Source organism: Streptomyces sp. NPDC015171, assembly GCF_043079545.1.
Lineage (GTDB): Bacteria > Actinomycetota > Actinomycetes > Streptomycetales > Streptomycetaceae > Streptomyces.
In genome coordinates this window covers 449,712-471,743 of record NZ_JBIBUO010000001.1, presented here as the reverse complement: position 1 = coordinate 471,743, position 22,032 = coordinate 449,712, and the positions used below count along the sequence as shown (strand labels likewise).

At 73.1% G+C, this 22,032-nt stretch carries 20 protein-coding genes and 1 pseudogene; 8 read left to right on the top strand and 13 right to left on the bottom strand.

Annotated features, from left to right (window positions below):
• Window positions 1-75 precede the first annotated feature (75 nt).
• Complete coding sequence (locus ACF073_RS02180; RefSeq protein WP_392066024.1) at window positions 76-972, bottom strand: helix-turn-helix domain-containing protein; 897 nt, start codon at window positions 970-972, stop codon at window positions 76-78.
• 178 nt (window positions 973-1,150) lie between these two features.
• On the opposite strand from ACF073_RS02180, the gene ACF073_RS02175 reads away from it, so the two are divergent.
• Window positions 1,151-2,194: an NAD(P)-dependent alcohol dehydrogenase gene (locus tag ACF073_RS02175; protein WP_392066022.1), complete on the top strand. Its 1,044-nt coding sequence runs from the start codon at window positions 1,151-1,153 to the stop codon at window positions 2,192-2,194.
• A gap of 115 nt (window positions 2,195-2,309) precedes the next feature.
• Here the strand turns inward: ACF073_RS02175 and ACF073_RS02170 are convergent, their stop codons facing one another.
• The 5 genes from ACF073_RS02170 to ACF073_RS02150 form a co-directional block, all read right to left on the bottom strand.
• Window positions 2,310-2,921, bottom strand: coding sequence for a DUF4291 domain-containing protein (locus tag ACF073_RS02170; RefSeq protein WP_392066020.1), 612 nt, complete (start codon window positions 2,919-2,921; stop codon window positions 2,310-2,312).
• Between the two features lie 98 nt (window positions 2,922-3,019).
• Complete coding sequence (msrA, locus tag ACF073_RS02165) at window positions 3,020-3,685, bottom strand: peptide-methionine (S)-S-oxide reductase MsrA (protein ID WP_392066018.1); 666 nt, start codon at window positions 3,683-3,685, stop codon at window positions 3,020-3,022.
• Between the two features lie 86 nt (window positions 3,686-3,771).
• The gene (locus tag ACF073_RS02160; protein ID WP_392066016.1) at window positions 3,772-4,884 is read right to left on the bottom strand and encodes a hypothetical protein; all 1,113 of its coding nucleotides are present in this window, start codon (window positions 4,882-4,884) and stop codon (window positions 3,772-3,774) included.
• A 33-nt stretch (window positions 4,885-4,917) separates the two neighbouring features.
• On the bottom strand, window positions 4,918-6,549 hold the full coding sequence (locus ACF073_RS02155) for a M48 family metalloprotease (protein WP_392066014.1): 1,632 nt from the start codon (window positions 6,547-6,549) through the stop codon (window positions 4,918-4,920).
• A gap of 365 nt (window positions 6,550-6,914) precedes the next feature.
• Complete coding sequence (locus ACF073_RS02150; RefSeq protein WP_392066012.1) at window positions 6,915-8,033, bottom strand: hypothetical protein; 1,119 nt, start codon at window positions 8,031-8,033, stop codon at window positions 6,915-6,917.
• A gap of 154 nt (window positions 8,034-8,187) precedes the next feature.
• Between ACF073_RS02150 and ACF073_RS02145 the strand changes: the two genes are divergently transcribed.
• Window positions 8,188-9,342 (top strand): cystathionine gamma-synthase, encoded by a 1,155-nt coding sequence (locus ACF073_RS02145; RefSeq protein ID WP_392066010.1) that lies wholly within the window; start codon window positions 8,188-8,190, stop codon window positions 9,340-9,342.
• Between the two features lie 9 nt (window positions 9,343-9,351).
• On the opposite strand, the gene ACF073_RS02140 is transcribed toward ACF073_RS02145, so the two are convergent.
• The 3 genes from ACF073_RS02140 to ACF073_RS02130 form a co-directional block, all read right to left on the bottom strand.
• Window positions 9,352-9,600: a hypothetical protein gene (locus ACF073_RS02140; RefSeq protein ID WP_392066008.1), complete on the bottom strand. Its 249-nt coding sequence runs from the start codon at window positions 9,598-9,600 to the stop codon at window positions 9,352-9,354.
• A 559-nt stretch (window positions 9,601-10,159) separates the two neighbouring features.
• Window positions 10,160-10,663 (bottom strand): sigma factor-like helix-turn-helix DNA-binding protein, encoded by a 504-nt coding sequence (locus ACF073_RS02135; protein ID WP_392066006.1) that lies wholly within the window; start codon window positions 10,661-10,663, stop codon window positions 10,160-10,162.
• Between the two features lie 102 nt (window positions 10,664-10,765).
• A complete protein-coding gene (locus ACF073_RS02130; RefSeq protein WP_392066861.1) occupies window positions 10,766-11,272 on the bottom strand; it encodes a MarR family winged helix-turn-helix transcriptional regulator in 507 nt (168 codons plus the stop codon).
• A gap of 163 nt (window positions 11,273-11,435) precedes the next feature.
• On the opposite strand from ACF073_RS02130, the gene ilvA reads away from it, so the two are divergent.
• Both ilvA and ACF073_RS02120 read left to right on the top strand, forming a co-directional pair.
• Window positions 11,436-12,665, top strand: coding sequence for a threonine ammonia-lyase (ilvA, locus tag ACF073_RS02125; RefSeq protein ID WP_392066004.1), 1,230 nt, complete (start codon window positions 11,436-11,438; stop codon window positions 12,663-12,665).
• Between the two features lie 36 nt (window positions 12,666-12,701).
• Window positions 12,702-12,980 (top strand): annotated as a pseudogene (locus ACF073_RS02120) (ABC transporter permease); the annotation flags it as partial.
• A gap of 152 nt (window positions 12,981-13,132) precedes the next feature.
• Here the strand turns inward: ACF073_RS02120 and greA are convergent.
• Both greA and ACF073_RS02110 read right to left on the bottom strand, forming a co-directional pair.
• Window positions 13,133-13,633 (bottom strand): transcription elongation factor GreA, encoded by a 501-nt coding sequence (gene greA, locus ACF073_RS02115; protein WP_392066002.1) that lies wholly within the window; start codon window positions 13,631-13,633, stop codon window positions 13,133-13,135.
• Window positions 13,634-13,822: 189 nt separating this feature from the next.
• On the bottom strand, window positions 13,823-14,221 hold the full coding sequence (locus ACF073_RS02110) for a DUF4307 domain-containing protein (RefSeq protein ID WP_392066000.1): 399 nt from the start codon (window positions 14,219-14,221) through the stop codon (window positions 13,823-13,825).
• Between the two features lie 103 nt (window positions 14,222-14,324).
• Between ACF073_RS02110 and mca the strand changes: the two genes are divergently transcribed.
• Together mca and ACF073_RS02100 are read left to right on the top strand one after the other, a co-directional pair.
• Window positions 14,325-15,206: a mycothiol conjugate amidase Mca gene (gene mca / locus ACF073_RS02105; protein ID WP_392065998.1), complete on the top strand. Its 882-nt coding sequence runs from the start codon at window positions 14,325-14,327 to the stop codon at window positions 15,204-15,206.
• Window positions 15,199-15,447: a hypothetical protein gene (locus ACF073_RS02100; RefSeq protein ID WP_392065996.1), complete on the top strand. Its 249-nt coding sequence runs from the start codon at window positions 15,199-15,201 to the stop codon at window positions 15,445-15,447. Before mca ends, ACF073_RS02100 begins: the two co-directional genes overlap by 8 nt.
• Window positions 15,448-15,455: 8 nt before the next feature.
• On the opposite strand, the gene ACF073_RS02095 is transcribed toward ACF073_RS02100, so the two are convergent.
• Both ACF073_RS02095 and ACF073_RS02090 read right to left on the bottom strand, forming a co-directional pair.
• Window positions 15,456-18,659 (bottom strand): tetratricopeptide repeat protein, encoded by a 3,204-nt coding sequence (locus tag ACF073_RS02095; protein WP_392065994.1) that lies wholly within the window; start codon window positions 18,657-18,659, stop codon window positions 15,456-15,458.
• A gap of 113 nt (window positions 18,660-18,772) precedes the next feature.
• Window positions 18,773-19,165: a hypothetical protein gene (locus tag ACF073_RS02090; protein WP_392065992.1), complete on the bottom strand. Its 393-nt coding sequence runs from the start codon at window positions 19,163-19,165 to the stop codon at window positions 18,773-18,775.
• Window positions 19,166-19,397: 232 nt separating this feature from the next.
• On the opposite strand from ACF073_RS02090, the gene ACF073_RS02085 reads away from it, so the two are divergent.
• On the top strand, window positions 19,398-19,988 hold the full coding sequence (locus ACF073_RS02085) for an ArsR/SmtB family transcription factor (protein ID WP_392065991.1): 591 nt from the start codon (window positions 19,398-19,400) through the stop codon (window positions 19,986-19,988).
• Complete coding sequence (locus ACF073_RS02080; RefSeq protein ID WP_392065989.1) at window positions 19,969-22,002, top strand: thioredoxin domain-containing protein; 2,034 nt, start codon at window positions 19,969-19,971, stop codon at window positions 22,000-22,002. Before ACF073_RS02085 ends, ACF073_RS02080 begins: the two co-directional genes overlap by 20 nt.
• The last annotated feature ends 30 nt before the right edge of the window (window positions 22,003-22,032 follow it).

The following is a 22,032-nucleotide window of genomic DNA, read 5'->3' as shown; positions in this document are numbered from 1 at the left end:
GACGCGCACGTCGGCCGGTGAGCCGTAGCGCACCCTGATGAGGGGTGCACCGGAGGACCACCTCCGGTGCACCCCTCATCGCGTCGCCGCCCGTGTCGCGTCCGCGCCCCAGCTGGCCAGCAGCCGCAGGGACTCGGCGGACGCGGAGTCCACCTCGGCGTGATAGGTGACCAGGCCCTGGTCCGAGCCGTCCGTCAGCCGGAAGCTCTCGAAGTTCAGGGCGAGATCGCCCACCAGGGGATGGTGCAGCCGCTTGAGGCCGTGGCTCTTCTCCTTGACGTCATGCGTCGCCCACAGCCGGCGGAACTCCTCGCTCTTCACGGACAGCTCGCCCACCAGCGCCGCCAGCCGGGTGTCGTCCGGATAGCAGCCCGCGTCCATGCGCAGGGTGCACACGATGTCGATCGCCTTCTGCTCCCAGTCGACGAAGAGGTCGCGGTAGTCGGGGCGGAGGAAGACCAGCCGGGCCCAGTTGCGCTCTGTGGGCGGCAGCTGCGCCCAGTCACCGAAGAGGGCCGCCGCCATCCGGTTCCACGCGAGGATCTCGGAGCGCCGGCCCACGATGTACGCCGGGACGGCGTCCATGGTGTCCAGCAGCTGCCGCAGCGCCGGCCGCACCTGCTGCTGCCGTCCCGCCTGCTTCTTCTTGTGCGCCTTGGGCTTGGCCAGATGCGTGAGGTGCGCGTGCTCGGCGTCCGTCAGCCGCAGGGCCCGCGCGATCGAGTCCAGCACCTCCGCCGAGACGTTCCGCCCGTTGCCCTGCTCCAGGCGCGTGTAGTACGCCACCGACACCCCGGCGAGCTGCGCCAGCTCCTCGCGGCGCAGCCCCGGCACCCGGCGGTGCCGGCCGAAGTCGGCGAGGCCCACGTCCTCGGGCTTCAGCCGGGCCCGCCGGCTGCGCAGGAACTCGCTCAGCTCCGCCCGCCGGTCCAGGGGCCGGCCGGTGGCGGCTGCTTCCCGCTGTTCGTCCATACCGCCAGTATCGGCGGTGCCACCTGGTCGTACGCCCGGGATCCTGTCCCCGCCAGTAGTAGGCACGGCGGTCGTACGCAAAGCCGTGGACTGGGTGGCGCGGGCGATCGGAGGCAGGCTGGACATGTGCCCGACCGGAAGGCGATCGGGCGCGACCCCCCATGAGGAGAGGCCCGGCATGACCACTGTTGCTGCTTACGCCGCACCCGCACCGAAGGCCCCGCTGGAGCGGACCACCATCGAGCGGCGCGCGGTCGGCGAGTTCGACGTCCTGATCGACATCAAGTTCGCCGGTATCTGCCACTCCGACATCCACCAGGCCCAGGACGGCTGGCGCCCCGGCATCTTCCCGATGGTCCCCGGCCACGAGATCGCCGGCGTCGTCGCCGAGGTCGGCTCCGGCGTGACGCGGTTCGCCGTCGGCGACCGGGTGGGCGTCGGCTGCATGGTCGATTCGTGCCGCGCGTGCGACAACTGCAAGGCCGGCCTGGAGCAGTACTGCTCCGGCGGCGGCCCCACCTGGACCTACAACGACACCGGCAAGGACGGCGAGCCCACCTACGGCGGCTACGCGGAGAACGTCGTCGTCGACGAGAACTACGTCGTCCGCATCCCCGAGGGGCTGTCCCTGGACGTCGCCGCGCCGCTGCTCTGCGCGGGCATCACGACGTACTCGCCCCTGAGGCACTGGAACGCCGGCCCCGGCAAGAAGGTCGCCGTGGTGGGCCTCGGCGGTCTCGGCCACATGGGCGTCAAGATCGCGCACGCGCTCGGCGCCGAGGTCACCGTCCTCTCCCAGTCCCTGCGCAAGAAGGACGACGGCCTCCGGCTGGGCGCCGACCACTACTACGCCACCAGCGACCCGAACACCTTCGAGGAGCTGGCGGGCACCTTCGACATCATCCTGAACACCGTCTCGGCGCCGCTCGACTTCTCCGAGTACGTCTCCCTGCTGCGCACGGACGGCGCCATGGTGAACGTCGGCCTGCCCGAGGAGCCGGTGCAGATCGTGCTCCAGTCGCTGTTCGGCAATCGCCGCAGCATGAGCAGCTCCGGCATCGGCGGCATCGCCGAGACGCAGGAGATGCTGGACTTCTGCGCCGAGCACGGCCTGGGCGCGGAGATCGAGCTGATCAGCGCCGACCAGATCAACGAGGCGTACGAGCGGGTGCAGGCCAGCGATGTCCGCTACCGCTTCGTGATCGACAACGCCACCATCTGACCGCGGGCCGCGGCATGACACGGCCGCCGGCCGGCGTGGTGAGCGCGCCGCCCGGCGGCCGTCCCGCGCTGCGCACACCCCCGTACGGGTGCCCCGTACGGGGGGCCGCCCGGCGTCATCCGCGCAGGTGGGCGAGGAGTTCGTCGGCGGCGGGATAGGGGCGTTCCGGGGGCAGAAGGCGGGCGGCCGACGCCAGGTCGCCGCCGCCCACGAGCGCGCGGATCTCCTGGGCGAGCGGGGTCACGTCGCGGATGGCGACCGTCCACTCGTCCGCGTAGCGCCGCGCGGCCTCCCGCGAGAGGCCGAGCTGCAGGGAACGGTACGGCAGCGGACGCAGGCGCAGATCCCGCTCGGGGTCCCACTGCACCCGAGCGGGCGCCCGCCTCACCTCGCGCTGCCACGCCGCCCGGTCGGGGTGCACCCCGGGCGCGTAAGCCGACAGGCAGGCGTTGCGCAGCGCCCACTCGAAGCCCCGGCGGTCGATCTCGACGGCCAGGACGGTCTCCTGCCCTTCCTTGGAGCCCCAGCCGCAGCGGTACATCATCCACAGGAACGACGGCTTGATCCACGTCATCCGGTCCCGCTTCCACGCGCCGGGGAAACGGCCGGTACGGGCGGCGGGCAGGCCGATCTCCGGGGAGTACGCCTGATAGACGGTGATCGTGGACTCCGTATGGTCCGCGCGGATCCCGCGATGCGGCTCTTGCACGGCGTACAGCTCTTCCATGGCGTACAGCGTGCGGCCGCCCGACACGGGCGGCCACCGGTTTTCGGAGGACGCCCGCGCCCTTCTGCCCGCTCTACGGCGGGTCCGGGGGCGGACCCTCAGCCGGCCGCCCGGGCCACCCCTACGGGGCAGGACACCCCGGTGCCGCCGAGGCCACAGTAGCCGGCCGGGTTCTTGTCCAGGTACTGCTGGTGGTACGCCTCGGCCGGGTAGAACGGGCGGCCGGCGGCCGGGAGGATCTCGGTGGTGATCGTGCCGTGGCCGGAGTAGGTCAGGACCTTCTGGTAGGCCGCGCGGGAGGCCTGCGCCGCGGCGGCCTGCTCCGGGGTGTGGGTGTAGACCGCCGAGCGGTACTGCGTGCCCACGTCATTGCCCTGGCGGAAGCCCTGGGTCGGGTCGTGGGACTCCCAGAACGTCTTCAGCAGGGTGTCGTACGAGATCCGCCGCGGGTCGTAGACCACCCGGACCGCCTCCGTGTGGCCGGTCAGGCCCGAGCAGACCTCCTCGTAGGTCGGGTGCTCGGTGCAGCCGCCCTGGTAGCCGACCAGGGTCGTGTGGATGCCCGCCGGGAGCCGCCAGAACGTGCGCTCCGCGCCCCAGAAGCAGCCCAGGCCGAAGTCGGCGGTCTCCAGCCCCTCGGGGTAGGGGCCGACGAGCGGGGTGCCGAGGACGGTGTGGCGGCCGGGGACCTCGTAGGGGAGTGCGGGGCGGCCCTTGAGGGCCTGCTCGGGGGTGGGCAGCCGGGGCGTGCGGCCGAAGAGCATGCGGTCTCCCTGTCGGTCGGGGCGGTCGCCGGCCGCCTCCGCGGCCGGCACCTCCACAACGTCCGGCGCAGCCGCCGCATTTCCGGTCAGGCCCGCGCCGCCGCGGCCCGTTCCGCCTCCTGTGCCGCTTCCTGCACCACCGAGTCGCGGACCTGGCAGTAGTACCCGGCCATGTCGCTCCGGTAGCGCCACGGCAGCGCGTTCACATACCCGTCGACCAGCTTGAACTGTTCGAGCGCGGCCTCGTTCCGGTCCTGCAGGTGCAGGTAGAACGCCAGCAGGTGACGCAGCTCCGGCAGCCGCGGGTGGGCCGGGTCGGCCGCCGCCGCGTCCGCGAGTGCCGCCTCGACCCGGGCCACCATCTCCGGGGTGTTGTCGGCCGCCGTGTCGTCCGAGTCGTCGTGCTCGAAGTGCGCGATGAGCGGCAGCGCCGTCAGCAGGCTGCCCCGCGGTGCATCGGCCGCGGCCCGCTCGGCGAACTCGAAGGCCAGCCGCTTGGAGCCCTGCCACTTCGCGCACCAGTACTGCAGCGCCGAGTAGTGCGCCTCGTAGTGGTGCGGGGCGCGGGCGGTGATCTCCGCCCACAGCTTGTCCATCTCCGCGTTCGGGTAGCCGAGGCCGAGCGCCACCCAGATCTCCGTGATGAACGGGGTCGGGTCGTCGGGGTTCAGCGCGGACGCCTTCGCGACCTCCTCGCGGGCCGAGGCCAGCGTGCGGTGGAAGCTGTCGAACTGTTCCCTGGTCGTGTACTGCGCCCGCTTGGCGCCCCGCAGGTTCCAGGCCAGGATCACCGTGCTGCGCGCCCGCACCACGGCCGCGTCCGGATCCTCGCGCCGCTCGGCCTCCCACGCCAGCAGCCAGGTGTCCTCCTCGGCGGCCAGCTCGGCCAGCTGATAGGCGAACGCCGACCGGCGGTCCCAGTCCCGGCCGATCGCCGCGAGCAGGTCGGCGGCCGGCTGCCAGGAGCCGTTCCGCACGGCGGTGAGCGCCGTGCCCCACTCCGCCGGCAGCGGCGCGGCGGAGTCGGTGTTCTGCCGCTCGGCGGGCAGCAGGCCGAGCTGCTCGGCGGCCGCCGCGGCCTTCGAGCCGTCGTCGGGGGTCGGGGAGAACAGTTCCTTCAGGAACGTCCAGGCCAGCCACAGCACGAAGAGCAGCGTGGGGACGGCCAGGATGCCCAGGATCCAGAAGAGGACGGTCATCGGTCGGTCCGTTCGTTTCTCGGGGGAGGCTTGTCAGGCGTTCTGGGTCGCCGGCGGCAGCAGCGCGCGCAGCCGCGAGGTGTCGGGGTGGTCGGCGACGGCCGCCTCCACGGCCGCCTCCAGCGCGGCCTCGGGGTTGTCGTCCGCGGTTCCCGAACCCCAGCCGGGCAGTCGCACGGACGCCGGGCGCGACCAGGAGAACTCCCAGTGCAGCAGCGAGCGGGAGCTGAACTCGGCGAGCACCATGGTGCGCAGCGAGCGGTGCAGTCCGGGCCGTACGAACTCGCGGAACGCCCGTCCCTTCGCGGCAGCGGCCTCGTCCGACACGGGCAGCTTCTCCGCCAGCCGCCACAGCATGCCGCTGTCGATGACGTCCAGCAGCGTGGCCAGCGTCGCGGGCTGCCCGGTGTACTCGGTCAGCGCCTGGTGCAGCGGGGTCGTCGTGGCCGAGAGACCCGCGGTCATGGACGCGTCGAGCAGTTCCTCCCAGCCGGCGGCGCGCGGATAGCCGAGCAGCTCGTCGATGAGGACGGCGTCCTCCAGGGCGGCCAGGGTGCGCGCCGGGTCGGTCAGCAGGGCGAGCGAGGTCCCCTTGCCCTCGTCGGTGCGCCCGTCGGCGGGCAGCGCCTCGATCCGGCGTACGCGCTCGGCGATCGGCGGGTGCGAGTCGTACGGGCCGACCGGCATCTCCGGCAGTTCCGAGCGGAGTTCCGCCAGGTCCAGTTCGCGGGCCGTCAGCAGCCGGCCGAAGCCGCCGAAGAACTCGCCGCGCGGCGGCATCAGCCGGGCCTGCAGGCCCAGGGTGGCGTAGGAGTCGACGTAGAAGTCGTGCGAGGCGGACAGGACCGGGATCTCGCGCAGCGCCGACGCGGTCGCGTCGCGCCCGGCGATCCGGGCGGCGGACAGGTCGGCGGCGTACTCCTGGCCGCGCGCCGTGGAGAGGGAGGCGCGCAGGTAGAGCTTGCCGTACGCGGTGTAGATCTTCGCCATCGCCCGGTACGTCGCTCCGACGCCGGCGGTGTTGACCTGCTTGGCCTTCTTGCCCTTGGCGACCCGCTTGGCGGACGCCCGCTCCTGCCGGGCCCGGTCGGCGGCCACCCTGTCGTCCGCCCTGGCGTGGAACTGGCCGATGACCCGGCCGATCTGCACACGCCCGCGCACGACGAGGGCGGAGAGCCGGGTGTCGCCGCCGGTGAAGTGCCCGAACTCATGGGCGAGTACGGACCGCAGCTGGGCCTCGGACAGGCCGATCAGCAGCGGGACGCCGAGCGTGAGGCGCCGCCGGCCGGGGAAGAGCCCGAGCAGCCGGGGGGTCTCGCTGACGGACGCGTTGACCTCGCCGGTCAGCAGGATCCGGTGGGGCGCGCGGGTGCCGGCCGCCGCGGCCAGCTCCCGGACCACGGCCCACAGCCGGGGCTCGTCGGCCTCGGTGACCGAGATGCCGTACGGGTCCTCGCCCTTGGGCGTGCGCAGCATGAGCATGCCGCGGGCGACGGGGATGCCCAGCAGCACGGAGATGATGCCGACCTTGAGCGTGAGCGGGCCGTGTCCCCAGCTGAAGACGAGGACGTCGACGCCGATCAGCGCGGCGAGCAGGACGAGGCTCAGCAGATAGAAGCCGAGCAGCAGCACGAGAGCGCGCAGCGCGCGCAGAGTTGCGCCCATTGGGCAGATCCCCCCACAGGACCTCGGAAAAGGGACATGACGGAGCGGTAGAAAATGGACATGACACGACGCCGAGTCCGGTGGTCGGTCGATGCCGGTGGTGGTGCGCGGGGTGGTGCGGGTGGTGATGCGCGGGGTGGTGCGGGTGGTGCGACTGGCGGTACGGGTGGTGCCGGTGGTGCGGTGTGGGGGGATGCGGAGTATGCCCTACTGCAGGTCAGGAGGGCAATGTGGGTGGGGTGGCGGGGGTGGGTCCGGGGGGATGGGGCGGTGGCTGAGGTGGTCGGGGTAGCTGAGGTGGCCGGGGTGGCGGAGGAGGTGGCTGAGGCGGCCGGGGTGTGCCCGGTCGGGCGCGGTTGCCCGGGTCAGCCGGGCAGACTGGCCGGGCTGCCGCCGTTGGCCTCGTAGCCGGCCACCGCCAGTGCGCGCTGGAGGGCGAACTCGGCGGCCGGGTCGGCGGACAGGGTCCACGGCAGCGCGCCGACGTGACCGTCCACGTGCACCAGCTGGTGCATGGCCTCCGCCCAGCGCTCCGCGCGGACCAGGAAGAAGACCAGCAGATGCCGGACGTGCGGGAGCATCGGGTCGTCGGGGCCGGCCGCGTGCACCGCGTGCAGCGCGCCGTGGATCGCCCTGGTGACGACCTCGCTCTGGTAGAAGCTCGCGACCAGGTTCACCTCCGGGAGGTGCTCGAACACCGCGAACAGCGGCAGCGCGGCGAGCAGCGAGCCCCGCGGGGCGCGGGCCGCCGCGGCCTCCGCGAAGGAGTACGCCTGCTCACGCGAGCCGTGCCACTTCTCGCACCAGTAGTGCAGCGCGGCCAGATGCGCGCCCATGTGATGCGGGGCACGGTCGAGGATCTTCAGCCACAGCTGCTCGAACTCGCCCTGGGAATAAGCCAGTCCACGCCCGATGGACAGCTCTATGACGTACGGCACCGGGTCGCCCGGGGCCAGCAGGGCCGCCTGCCCGCAGGCGTCCCGCGCCTCCTCCATGATGATCCGGAAGTCGTCCGCACCCGGCGTCGCCGTCCGCCAGGCCTGCTGCACCAGGAACTCCGCGTGCACGGCGGCGCCGCCCGCGTCCTTGGGCTGCTCGGCCCGCCACACCCGCAGCCACTGGCCGCCCGGCGTCTCATGCACCCCGCCCGGCCGCTCCTGCAGCTCCAGCGCGGCGGCGCCGGCGAAGGCCTGCACCCGCTGCCAGCGCAGCTCGCCCGCGGACTCGGTGCCGGCCAGCAGCTGGGCCGCGGCCCGGTGGTCCCGGGTGCGCTGGACCAGCTCAAGGACGTCCAGCAGGTCCTGGTCGGGGCCGGGCAGGCGCACGTCCAGCTCCTCCTGGCGCACGAAGCCGTAGTCCGCCGGGTCGGCGGCGTCCGGGTGTCCCGGGGGAACCTGCTCGATCATCCCGCGCCTGCGCCGCATGACCGGGAGCAGGACGAGGCCCAGCATGAGCAGCGCCATCAGCAGCCAGAGAATCGCCATGCCTCCAAGCGAACCAGACGCCGCCGACAAATGACGAACCCCTCTGCCACCTGTGGATAACTCCGGGCCGGAACATGACAGTGAGATGGCAGAAGATGACGAGTCCCTCATTGCGGACGTCAGGAACCGGTCAGGAGCATTACGCTCGGTGGACATGAGCGACAGGCATATCAGCGAGCACTTCGAGACCCTCGCGATCCACGCGGGCAACACCGCGGATCCCCTCACCGGCGCGGTCGTCCCGCCGATCTACCAGGTCTCGACCTACAAGCAGGACGGCGTCGGCGGGCTGCGCGGCGGTTACGAGTACAGCCGCAGCGCCAACCCGACCCGGACCGCACTGGAAGAGAACCTCGCCGCGCTGGAGGGCGGCCGCCGCGGCCTCGCCTTCGCGTCCGGCCTGGCGGCCGAGGACACACTGCTGCGTACGCTGCTCACCCCCGGCGACCACGTGGTGATCCCGAACGACGCCTACGGCGGCACGTTCCGGCTCTTCGCCAAGGTGGCCACCCGCTGGGGCGTGGAATGGTCGGTCGCCGACACCAGCGACCCGGCCTCCGTACGGGCCGCGATCACCCCGAAGACCAAGGCCGTCTGGGTGGAGACCCCCTCCAACCCGCTGCTCGGCATCACCGACATCGCCGCCGTCGCCCAGGTCGCGCACGACGCGGGCGCGAAGCTCGTCGTCGACAACACCTTCGCCACCCCCTACCTCCAGCAGCCGCTGTCACTGGGCGCCGACATCGTCGTGCACTCGCTGACCAAGTACATGGGCGGCCACTCGGACGTGGTCGGCGGTGCGCTGATCGTCTCCGACCAGGGCCTCGGCGAGGAGCTGGCCTACCACCAGAACGCGATGGGCGCCGTCGCCGGCCCCTTCGACTCCTGGCTGGTGCTGCGCGGCACCAAGACCCTCGCGGTGCGCATGGACCGGCACAGCGAGAACGCCACGAAGATCGCCGACATGCTGACCCGGCACCCGCGCGTGACCGGCGTGTGCTACCCGGGGCTGCCCGACCACCCCGGCCACGACATCGCCGTCAAGCAGATGAAGGCGTTCGGCGGCATGGTGTCCTTCCGCGTCCAGGGCGGCGAGGAGGCCGCGGTCGAACTGTGCAGCCGCACCAAGGTGTTCACGCTGGGCGAGTCCCTCGGCGGCGTCGAGTCCCTCATCGAGCACCCCGGCCGGATGACGCACGCCTCGGTCGCCGGCTCCCCGCTGGAGGTCCCGGCCGACCTGGTCCGCCTGTCGGTCGGCATCGAGAACGTCGACGACCTGGTGGAGGACCTGAAGCAGGCCTTCGGCTGACAGCCGGAGTCACCAGCCGCTGACCGGTGGAGTCGTCTGCGAGGGCGGCTCCACCCAGGGGTGCGCGTCGGCCGCCCACACGGCGAACGCGACGGCAGCGGCGCACAGCAGCAGCCACAGCACCCGGCGCACGAGCTGCCGGCGCCGCAGCAGGCGGTCTCCGCGACGCACCGCTTCGGTGGACAGATCCGGCGGCACCGGCACCGCGACCCGCTCCATGACCCGCCGCGCAGCCGCCTCCCGCTCGGCCCGGTTCACCACGGCCTCCCGGTACCCCCGCCGCGCCCCCGCGCGCGGGGCGACAAGCCGGATCCGGCGGTGTGCCCCGCGACCCTGCCGTCCTCGGTGAGGGGGCGGAGTGGCGGCGCGGATCGGTTTGCGCGCCTCAGGGCGGCGGCGTCCCTGTCCCCGCGCGCGGGGGCTGGCTGACCGGAACCGGCGGTGTGCCCCGCGACCGTGCCGTCCTGGCTGAGGGGGCGATATGGCGGGGCGGGTCGGTTTGCGCGTGTCAGAGCGGCGGCGCCCCTGTCCCCGCGCGCGGGCGCTGGCTGACCGGAACCGGCGGTGTGCCCCGCGACCCTGCCGTCCTCGCTGAGGGGGCGAAATGGCGGCGCGGATCGGTTTGCGCGTGGTAGGGCGGCGGCGTCTCCGTCCCCGCGCGCGGGGGCTGGCAAGCCGGATCCGGCGGTGTGCCCCGCGGTGGTGCCGTCCTCGCTGCGGGGGCGGAGTGGCGGGGCGGCCCTTTTCCCGCGTGTCCGCGCGGCGGCGCCTTCGTGTCCTCGCGCGCGGGGCGCCGCGGCGGACCGGCCCGTGGGGCTCATGACGGTGCCGCCTTCGCGCCCGCCGGCCGTGCGGGCGCCTGCCGGGCGGGATGCAGCACCGTCGCCGTCGCGCGGTCGCAGATCGCGTGGACACGTTCCGCCGGGAGGCCGAGCAGGGCCGCCGCCTGTTCCTCGGCCACCCCCTCGTAGAGCCGCAGGACGAGGATCAGCCGTTCGCGCGGCGTGAGCGAGGCGAGCGGGCCGCGCGGATCCGGCCGGGCCCGGCCGAAGACGCCGTACCGGTGCCAGGTGGTGTGGGCGAAGCGGGTGGCGAGGTACTGGCGGGCGCAGTCGTACGGGTCCTCGCCGCGCAGCCGGTGCCAGCGGGCGTAGGTCCGGGCCAGCGCCAGCGTCAGCAGGCGCCGCGCGCGCGGGTTGACGTCCGGCGCCTCCGCGGTGAGCAGCGTGGCGGCGTGCAGCAGGCGCCCGCCCGCGCCCGCGACGAACGCCTCGAACTCCCGGGCCCGGCGGGCATCGCGGGCCAGTCGCCGATCACGCACCGCGCCTCCCCCCGGACGGGGTCCTGACCGGACCCGGTCTCATATGAGGCCAGCGGCGGCCCGGGGTCAAGACTCCGGACCTCTCCTGTGGCGGTGCGCGGTTCAGGAGGCCGGCGGCTGCTCCGCCGCCGGAACGCCCTGCACCGTCATGCGCGCGGACAGCGCGCGATTGAAGCGAGTGAGGAGCGTGCAGAACTGCTCGCGCTCCTCCGGCGCCCAGTCGTGTGTCAGCTCGGCCATGAGCTGACGCCGCGACGAGCGCACCTCCTCGAGACGGGCGGTGCCCCGCGGCGACAGCTGGAGCACCACCGCACGCCCGTCCTCCGGGTGCGAGGTGCGCTTGACGAGCCCCGTGTCGACCAGGGGAGCCACCTGCCGGGTGACCGTGGAGGAGTCGATGCCCATGCTCGCCGCGAGCGCCTTGACGCCCATCGGGCCCTCGTTGTCGAGGCGGTTGAGCAGCAGATACGCGGCGCGGTCCATCGAGTTGCGCACCTGGCCGACGCCGCCGAGCCGCGTCTGTTCGGCACGGCGCGCGAACACCGCCACCTCGTGCTGGAGGGTGTCGAGGAGACCGGTGTCACCGACGGTCGTCATGTCCATCGACATTTCTGGTGTTGTGGGCATGGCCGGAGGCTCGCTTCATGAAGGGCTGCTGGGTTGGGGGACAGGGTACGCGGCCCGGCGCCGGGCCGTACCGGCGCTGCGCAAACCCGGTCTCGCAGCTTGGTCACACCCGTCGTACGCACAGGTGAACTGCGATGCTGGAGTGATGAGCTATCGCACGGCCCACTCCTTGCACTCCGTCACCCTCGACGACGTGCGCGGCGCCCAGAAGATGCTCTCGGGCGTCGCGCGGGTGACCGCGCTCGAAGGCAGCCGGTACCTGTCCCAGCTGGTCGGCGCACCGGTGTACCTGAAGTGCGAGAACCTCCAGCGGACCGGCTCGTTCAAGCTGCGCGGCGCCTACATCCGGATCGCCGGGCTGCTGCCCGAGGAGCGGGCGGCCGGCGTGGTCGCCGCGAGCGCCGGCAACCACGCGCAGGGCGTGGCGCTGGCCTCCGCGCTGCTGGGCGTGCACGCGACGGTGTTCATGCCGAAGAGCGCCCCGCTGCCCAAGATCAGCGCGACCCGGGAGTACGGCGCCGAGGTGCGCCTGCACGGCCAGGTGGTCGACGAGACCCTGGCCGCCGCCCAGGAGTACGCGGCCGAGACCGGCGCGGTGTTCATCCACCCCTTCGACCACCCCGATGTGATCGCCGGCCAGGGCACGGTCGGCCTGGAGATCCTGGAGCAGTGCCCGGAGGTGGGCACGATCGTCGTCGGCATGGGCGGCGGCGGGCTCGCGGCGGGCATCGCGGTGGCCGTGAAGGCGATCCGGCCGGACGTCCGCATCGTCGGCGTGCAGGCCGAGGGAGCCGCCAGTTATCCGCTCTCGCTGGCCGCCGGGCACCCGGTCTCGCTGCGGAACCCGACGACGATGGCCGACGGCATCAAGGTGGGACGGCCCGGCGTGGTGCCGTTCAGGATCGTCGAGGACCTCGTCGACGAGGTGCGCACGGTCGGCGAGGACCGGCTGTCCGCGGCGCTGCTGCTCTGCCTGGAGCGGGCCAAGCTGGTCGTGGAACCGGCCGGTGCGAGCCCGGTGGCCGCGCTGCTGGACGCGCCGGACGCCTTCGCGGGCCCGGTGGTCGCCGTGCTCTCCGGCGGCAACGTCGACCCGCTGCTGATGCAGCGCGTGCTGCGGCACGGCATGGCCGCGCAGGGCCGCTACCTGGCCGTGCGGCTGCGGCTCACGGACCGGCCCGGCGCGCTCGCCACGCTTCTCGGCGTGCTGTCGGCGGCCGACGCCAACGTGCTCGACGTCAGCCATGTCCGCACCGACCCCCGGCTGGGGCTGTCGGAGGTCGAGGTGGAGCTGAACCTGGAGACGAAGGGCCCGGCGCACTGCGCCGAGGTCGGCCGGGCCCTGCGGGACGCCGGATACACGGTCATCGACTGACCCCGGGCCCGGCGGGCGCCGCACCGGACGGGCCGCATGCCGATGGCACGCGGCGCGGTCCTGACCGGGCGCACGCTCGCCGACCTGGTCCAGACCGCGCTGACCCTCGTCGTCCTGGCGGCCGTCGCCCTGATCGTCGGGTGGCGTACGCACGAGAATTTCGGCGAGGTGCTCGCCGGATTCGGCGTGCTCCTGCTGTTCGGTCACGCGTTCTCGTGGCTCGGCGCACTCATCGGCCTGTCCGTGCGCACCCCCGAGGCGGCGACCTCGGGCGGCATGGTCCGGCTGTTTCCGCTGACGTTCATCTCGGACGCGTTGGGTCGCGGCCTGCAAGGTGCCCGCTCACCTGTGCCTGGAGTCCCGTATGGCGGGCGGTTCCCCACCAGCCCCGGAACGCCGGCGGACATGAAGACGCCCCCGGCGGCCCTGAGGGCGGCCGGGGGCGGTGGGCGGACAGGAAGCCGGGATCAGCCCGAGTAGGGCTCGGCCTTCAGGATCCGAACCATGGCCTTCTTGCCGTTCGGCAGCTCGTACTCCGCGTCCTCGCCGACCTTGTGGCCGAGGACGCCCGAGCCGAGCGGGGACTGCGGAGAGTACGTCTCGATGTCGGCGCTCGCGTACTCGCGCGAGGCGAGCAGGAACTCCAGGGTGTCGTCCTCGTCACCGTCGAAGGCGATCGTGACGACCATGCCCGGCGCGACGGCACCGTCGGCGGAGGCCGGAGCCTCGCCGACCTGGGCGTTCTCGAGAAGCTGAGTCAGCTGGCGCACACGCAGCTCCTGCTTGCCCTGCTCCTCCTTGGCCGCGTGGTACCCGCCGTTCTCGCGCAGGTCGCCCTCCTCACGCGCTGCGGCGATCTTGGCGGCGATCTCCGTGCGCGCAGGACCAGTAAGGTACGCAAGCTCGTCCCGGAGCTTGTTGTACGCCTCCTGGGTCAGCCAGGTGACGTTCTCGCTGGTCTGGGTCACAGGGTGCTCCTCGTCGGTACTGGGATACAAAGCATCGCCCTACCCAGAAGCATGTTCCCTCTTGGATGGGCGAAACCACGAGCCTAACAATTCACGAGCGAAAGGGGGAGGACATAAGCCATCAAAAATACATCAATGCAGGCCGGGGCCTACGTCGTGTGGGTGAAGCGGCGCCGTGTCGGCCGACCGTCAGCCCGTGTGACAGCCCAGCAGCTGGGCCGTGGTCCCCTTGTCCGTCGTACGGAGCGTGACGACCTTGTCGATCCGGGTGGCCGATCCGGAGAAGCGGAAGTCGGCCCGGCCCACCTCGGCACCGTCGGCCGACTGGGACCGCAGCGTGCAGTAGCCGGTGGCGCCGGCGTCCTTGCGGACCTCCAGATGCACCTTGACCGCGTCGTCGGACGCCTGGAAGGTGATGACCTCGGCGCTGATCTCGTTCTGCGCGATGTAGTGGTAGGCGAAGTAGCCGATCAGCGCGAGCAGGGCCGCGCCCAGTACCGAGCCGGCGATCTTGAGCTTGCGGTCGGCACGCTCGTCCGAGGAGCGGCTGTAGCGGCCCTCGGGCAATCCCGTGCTCACGCTACTCATGATCGTCCTCTCCGCGGAATTATTCGCCTTCCGATTCGGTCACTATAGAAGCCGCCGAACGCACCCGAAGACGCGGGGGCGCTGACTTACCGAGGATTGAGTCTTGACTGACCAGCTGCGATTGATGGCCGTTCACGCGCACCCCGACGACGAGTCGAGCAAGGGCGCGGCCACCATGGCGAAGTACGTGTCCGAGGGGGTGGACGTGCTGGTGGTGACCTGCACCGGCGGAGAGCGCGGGTCCATCCTCAATCCCAAGCTCCAGGGCGACGCCTACATCGAGGAGAACATCCACGAGGTCCGCCGCAAGGAGATGGACGAGGCCCGCGAGATCCTCGGCGTCGGACAGGAGTGGCTCGGCTTCGTCGACTCCGGCCTGCCCGAGGGCGACCCGCTGCCGCCGCTGCCCGAGGGCTGCTTCGCCCTGGAGGACGTGGACAAGGCGGCCGGTGAGCTGGTGCGGAAGATCCGTTCCTACCGCCCGCAGGTGATCACCACGTATGACGAGAACGGCGGCTACCCCCACCCCGACCACATCATGACCCACAAGATCTCGATGGTGGCGTTCGAGGGCGCGGCGGACACCGAGAAGTACCCGGAGTCCGAGTTCGGCCCCGCCTACCAGCCGCTGAAGCTCTACTACAACCAGGGCTTCAACCGCCCGCGCACCGAGGCGCTCCACCAGGCCATGCTCGACCGCGGCCTGGAGTCGCCGTACGGGGAGTGGCTCAAGCGCTGGGACGAGAACGACCGCACCGAGCGCACCCTGACCACGCACGTCCCCTGCGCGGACTTCTACGAGATCCGCGACAAGGCGCTGATCGCCCACGCCACGCAGATCGACCCGGACGGCGGCTGGTTCAAGGTCCCGCTGGAACTCCAGAAGGAGGTCTGGCCGACCGAGGAGTACGAGCTGGCGAAGTCTCTCGTCGACACCTCCCTCCCCGAGGACGACCTCTTCGCGGGCATCCGCGACAATGCCTGACATGAGCGCAAGCGTGAGCCTGGCAGTGACGCACCTCGTCCCCCTCGCCAAGGAGGTCGACGAGAACAAGGTCACCCCCGGTGTCCTCGGCTTCATCGTCTTCGCGGTGATGGCCCTGGCCGTGTGGGGCCTGATGAAGTCGATGAACAAGCAGATGCAGAAGGTCGACTTCAAGGAGGCCCCGGACCCCGCGGCCGAGCCCGCCGCGGAGCCGGCCGACTCCACGGCACGGCGCGGCTGACCCCAGGGTCACCGCCCCGCCGGCACCGCCACCCCCATCACCTCACGGGCGTGGCGGTCCGGCGTCATGCGCAGCCGCCAGGCCTGCCAGCCGGCCTCCAGCTGGACGCCCCGCTCCAGCAGCAGGGCGTACGCCGAGACGTAGTCGCCCAGCTTCTCGTCCCGCAGCGGATGCGTGGCGCGGGACAGCTGGGCCAGCTCCTCCTGCGCGACCGCCGTGCCCACCTCCACCCCGCCGGGCGCCGCGTAGGGCAGCAGGGTGCAGCGCAGGAAGCGGGCCCAGTCCTCCCCGCGCCGGTCGCCGTACGAAGCGAACAGGGTGAGCGCCTCGTCGCACAGCGTCAGCGCCTGCTGGGTACGGGCGTTGCCCGCGTCCACCACCGCCAGCTCCAGGCAGGTCCAGGCCTCGCCGTGGCCGACGCCGATCCGCTGGAAGTCCGCGCGCGCGTCCACCAGGAGCTGGCGGGCGAAGCCGGAGTTGCGCAGCGAGCCGGTCTGCGCCGCCCGCTGGTCCCGGGTCACCCGCGCCGAGTGATGCCGGGCACAGGCCAGGCCGTACACGTCCCGCATCCGGGAGAACATCGTCCGGGACCGCTCCAGCTCGCGGACCGCCTGGTCCAGCTCGCCGGTCTCCTCCAGCGCCTGACCCAGGTAGTACAGCGTCCATGCCTCACCGCGCGCGTCCTCGTTGTCCCGGTGCCGGGCGACCGCCTGGCGCAGGCCCTCCACGGCGGCGGAGGGCTCCCCGGCCACCATCCGGGCCCGGGCCAGCTCGGTCAGCGCCCATGCCTCGCCGCGGGCGTCGCGCGTCCTGCCGTACCGCTCCAGGGCCGCGCGCAGTTCCGTCTCCGCGCGCGGTACGTCCCCCAGCCGCAGTGCCAGCTGGCCCAGCTGGAAGTGCGCCCAGGCCTCGCCGTGCACCGAGCCGCCCTCGTGGTGCAGGACCAGGGAACGGGTGAGCAGGTCCAGCGCCTCCGCAGGGCGGGCCCGGTCCCGCTGGACGGCGGCCAGCGCGTGCATCGTCCACGCCCGGTCCGTCGCCAGCTCCGGCGCGGCCTGCAGATCCAGCGCCTCCTGGAGCTTGGCCGCCGCCTCCGTGAGATTGCCCTGGTGGTGCAGGGTGATGCCGAGCGAGCACAGCGCGCGGGCCGCCCCCGCGTCGTGGTGCGCCTCCCGGTACAGGTCCACCACCGAGGCCAGCGTGGTGCGCGCCTTGTCCAGCTCGCCCAGCTGCCGGGCCGCGATCCCCGTACGCCACTGCACCGAGCGCACCAGCAGCCCCTGGTCCACCGACTGCGCCAGCTCGTTGATCTCCCCGAGCCGGTACAGATCGCCGCGCAGCAGGCAGTAGTCGCACAGCGCGCCGAGCAGATTCAGCACGGCCGCCTGGTCCACGCCCTCCGCGTGCCGCAGGGCCGCCGTGATGAAGCTGGACTCGTCGTCCAGCCAGCGCAGCGCCTCGTCCAGCGAGGGGAAGCCGTGCGAGCCGAACTGGTTCGACCGTGTCGACATGTTCCCGTCGACCAGGCGCAGCACCGAGTCGGCCAGCTCCGCGTAGTTCACGATCAGCCGTTCCTGCGCCGCCGCACGCTCGGCCGGGTCCTCCTCGTCCAGCAGCCGGGCGTGCGCGAAGGCCCGCACCAGGTCGTGCAGCCGGTAGCGGTTGCCGCGCACATGGTCGATCAGCCCGGCCCGCGCGAGCGCCACCAGGTGCCCGGCAGCCGCCGCCTCGTCGGTGGCGAGCAGCGAGGCCGCCGCCGCCGCGCCCAGCGAGGCCCGGCCCGCCAGCGCGAGCCTGCGCAGCAGCCGGCGGGCGGGCTCCGGCTGGTCGGTGTAGCGCAGCCACAGCACCCGCTCCACCGGCTCCACCGGGCCGTACGCGCCCAGGTCCACGGCCAGCTGCCGGGGTGAGCGCGGGCCGAGCGCGGAGCCCGCGATGCGCAGCGCCAGCGGCAGCCCGCCGCACAGCTGCCGGACCCGGTCGGACGACTCGGCGTCGTACGGCCCCGACGTGTCCTCGGCCGCCGCGCCGAGCAGCTCCTCGGCGCCCGCCCCGTCCAGTGGCCGCACCGGCAGTTCGTGCACCCAGGCCGGCAGGTCCCCGGGCAGGTCGAGGGGCGTACGGCTGGTCACCAGCACCAGGCTGTCGGAATGCTCCGGCACCAGGGCGCGCACCTGTTCCGGGTCCGAGGCGTCGTCCAGCACGATCGTCACCGGCAGGCCGGTCAGATGCCGGTGGTACAGCTCGGCGAGCCGCTTGACCTGCTGGTCCGGTGCGGAGCGCTCCCGGAACAGCAGCTGCTCGCGCGGTGCGCCCAGCCGGTTGAGCAGGTGCAGCAGGGCGTCCCGGGTGGACAGCGGCGCCCCCCGGTAGCTGCCGCCGCGCAGGTCGACCACCACCGCGCCCCGGAAGTGGTCCCGCAGCTCGTGCGCCGCGCGCACCGCGAGCGTGGTCCGGCCGGAGCCGGGCTCGCCGTGCAGCACCACCACCGTCGGCCGGGTCTCGGTGGCCGCGCGGGCCGCCTGCGCCCACTGCCTGATCCGCCCCAGCTCCTCCCGGCGCCCCGCGAACACGCCGTCGGCTTCCGGGAGCTGACCGAAGGACTGCTCCAGCACCGAACGCCTGCGGGCCGCGGCGCTCTTGTCCGCGCCGCGCAGCGCCGGGCCGCCGCCCTTCTTCGTGCCGGCCGACGAGGTGAGCACCCGCTGCTGGTCGAGGAAGGGGCGGATGCCCCGCACCTCCAGCGCCGTCAGCCACTGCAGCCGCAGCTGCTCGGGGCCGCCGGGCTGGCCGGCCGCGCCCGCGCGGTGGTGGGCGGCGGGCAGATGCGCGCCGGCCACCTTCGCCACGGTGGCCGCCGCGCCCACCACGGCCGCGGTGGCACCCGCACCGAGGGCCGTGCCGGTGCCGGTGCCGAGGGACAGGTCGGCGACGGCGGCGGCGACGGCGGCAACGGCCGCCACCAGCAGGGCCGTTCCGGCGCCCGCGCGTGCGTACCGCTGGCCGAAGGTCAGCCGGCCGGCCTCCGTCTCGTCGAGCGCGCGCGTATAGGCCGCGTACTCCTCGTCCGCCGCGCCCGCCATCGCGTCCAGGGCCGCGCGCGCCCGCGACAGCAGCGGCCCGCCCTCGATCCGACCGCCCGAGCGGCGCACCTCCTCCTCCACGGCCCGCGCCAGCAGCCGCTCGGCTTCCGCCCGATGACCGTCCCGCATGTCCCGTCCCCCTCCGGCGGCAACTCCTTTGCGTACGAGTGTCCTTCGGGCGAGGCGTCGGCGCGAGGGGGTGTCGAGCGGCGGGATGTGGGGGAAGTGTGCCGGGGCCGCGTCTACGGGGACTTCGTGCGCCCGCGTCTGCCGGGCAGGGCCAGCCACACGCACACCCCCGCCACCGCCCCCTCCGCCACCGCGCAGGCGAGAGCCTGGAGGAGGGGGGTGCCGGTGTGGGCGGTGGTGATGTCGAACCAGGCGTCCAGGACCGCCACGCTCGCCGTCGCCGAGGCGGTGAGGCGGAAGCGGGCGTCGCCGCGCAGGCCCAGGAAGGCCGTGGTGGCGCAGCCGGCGGCCAGGAGGACGTCCAGGCCGATCCAGGCCAGGGGCCAGTGGTGGACCCGCGTACTGCCGGGCAGGGTCAGTGCCAGCACCGCCATCCAGGGCACCAGCAGGGCCGCCGCCACCCCCAGCAGGATCAGCGTCCACCGCCGCATCCCCGCCCTTCGCATCCCGGCATTCCCCATCCCGGTCCTCCCCGTCCCTGCCGTCCTCCCCATCCCCGTCCCCGTCCCTCCCGCGATCTCCTCGCCGTCCATGCCGCGCCCCCTTCCCGCCCCGGTCGCCCGTCGCGCCGTGCCACTGCCCCCACCGTAGGCCGCAGAGAAATCTCTGCAAAGAAAATTCGGCGATATGGGGGACGGTTCAGGGACGTCTCAGGGTTCCCGGGGATACCGTGAGCCCATGACCGACGGCCTGCCCGAGATGACCAGCCTGGAGCGCACCGCCCTCTACAAGTCCCTCGGCAACCCGCTGCGCCGCCGGATCCTCGACTACCTCGGCAGGCATGGCGAGGCGAACTCCACCGTCCTCGCCCGCGAACTCGGCGAGAGCTCCGGCACCACCAGCTACCACCTGCGCAAACTCGCCGAGCAGCAGCTCATCGAGGAGATCCCGGAGAAGTCCGGCGGCCGGGAGCGCTGGTGGCGCGTGCTGCCCTTCCGGCACACCACGCCCGACCCGGCCGCCATGGCACCCGAGGAGTACGCGGCGGCGGCCGGCCTCGCCCGCCTGAAGATCGAGTTCGACACCGCCCTCTACCGCCGCGCCCACGAGGAGTACCGCGGCCCCGAGGGCTGGGCCCAGATCCAGCGCCACGGCGGCTGGATGACCCGGGAGGAACTGCTCGCCTTCATGCGGGACTACCACGCGCTGCTGGAGCGGTACGGCCACCCGCGTGAGGAGGCGCCGGACGGCGCGCGTCCCGTGCTCATGCGCTTCTACGCGCTGCCGGAGCCCGTGGGAGAGTGGAACGGTGAACCGACTGGCCCATGAGACGTCCCCGTATCTGCTCCAGCACGCCGACAACCCCGTCGACTGGTGGCCCTGGTCGGCCGAGGCCTTCGACGAGGCCCGCAGGACGAACAAACCCGTGCTGCTGAGCGTCGGGTACAGCAGCTGCCACTGGTGTCATGTCATGGCCCACGAGTCCTTCGAGGACCGGGCCACCGCCGACTATCTCAACGAGCACTTCGTCAGCGTCAAGGTCGACCGCGAGGAGCGGCCGGACGTGGACGCCGTCTACATGGAGGCCGTCCAGGCGGCCACCGGCCAGGGCGGCTGGCCCATGACGGTCTTTCTCACCCCGGACGCCGAGCCGTTCTACTTCGGCACCTACTTCCCGCCCGCCCCGCGGCACGGCATGCCCGCCTTCCGGCAGGTGCTGGAGGGCGTCCGGCAGGCATGGGAGACGCGGCGCGACGAGGTCGGCGAGATCGCCGGGAAGATCGTGCGCGATCTGGCCGAGCGGGAGCTGAGCCACCAGGCCGCCGAGGCGCCCGGCGAGCAGGAGCTGGCGCAGGCCCTCCTCGGGCTCACCCGCGAGTACGACCCGCAGCGCGGCGGGTTCGGCGGCGCACCCAAGTTCCCGCCGTCCATGGTGCTGGAGTTCCTGCTGCGCCACCACGCGCGGACCGGCGCCGAGGGCGCGCTCCAGATGGCCCAGGACACCTGCGAGCGGATGGCCCGGGGCGGTCTCTACGACCAGCTCGGCGGCGGCTTCGCCCGGTACTCCGTCGACCGCGACTGGGTCGTGCCCCACTTCGAGAAGATGCTGTACGACAACGCCCTGCTGTGCCGGGTGTACGCCCATCTGTGGCGGGCCACCGGTTCGGACCTCGCCCGGCGGGTCGCGCTGGAGACCGCCGACTTCATCGTCGGCGAACTGCGCACCGGGGAGGGCGGGTTCGCCTCCGCGCTCGACGCCGACAGCGACGACGGCAGCGGGCGGCACGTGGAAGGGGCGTACTACGTGTGGACGCCCGAGGAGCTGCGGGAGGTCCTCGGCGACGACGACGCCGAACTCGCGGCGCAGCACTTCGGTGTGACCGAGCAGGGCACCTTCGAACACGGGCAGTCGGTCCTCCAGCTCCCGCAGACGGAAGGCGTGTTCGACGCCGAGAGGATCGACTCCGTCAGGAGCAGGCTGCTGCGCGCGCGGGCCGGGCGGGCCGCCCCGGGCCGGGACGACAAGGTCGTCGCCGCCTGGAACGGCCTCGCGATCGCCGCGCTCGCCGAGACCGGCGCCTACTTCGGCAGGGCCGATCTGGTCGAGGCCGCCGTCGGCGCCGCCGACCTGCTCGTCCGCGTCCACCTGGACGACCACGGCCGGCTCGCCCGCACCAGCAAGGACGGCCGTGTCGGCCCCAACGCGGGTGTGCTGGAGGACTACGCCGACGCGGCCGAGGGCTTCCTCGCGCTCGCCTCGGTGACCGGCGAGGGCGTCTGGCTCGACTTCGCCGGACTGCTGCTCGACCACGTGCTCGCCCGCTTCACCGACCCGGAGACCGGCGCGCTGTACGACACCGCCTCCGACGCCGAGCAGCTGATCCGCCGCCCCCAGGACCCCACGGACAACGCCGCCCCCTCCGGCTGGACCGCGGCGGCCGGCGCGCTGCTGGGCTACGCCGCCCACACCGGCTCCGAACCCCACCGCGGCGCCGCCGAACGGGCGCTCGGGGTGGTCAAGACGCTCGGGCCGCGCGTGCCCCGGTTCATCGGATGGGGTCTCGCCGTCGCCGAGGCGCTGCTCGACGGGCCGCGCGAGGTGGCGGTCGTCGGACCGGCCCTCACCGACGAGCGGACGGCCGCGCTGCACCGTACGGCGCTGCGGGGCGTCGCCCCGGGGGCCGTGGTCGCCTGCGGCACCCCGGGCGGCGACGAGTTCCCGCTCCTCGCCGACCGCACCCTCATCGACGGCGCACCGGCCGCGTACGTCTGCCGCGGCTTCGTCTGCGACCTGCCGGTGACGGATCCGGACGCCCTGGAGCGCAGGCTGGCGGCTCCCTGAACGGCCCGTGCGCCCGGCCGGCACAGGCCG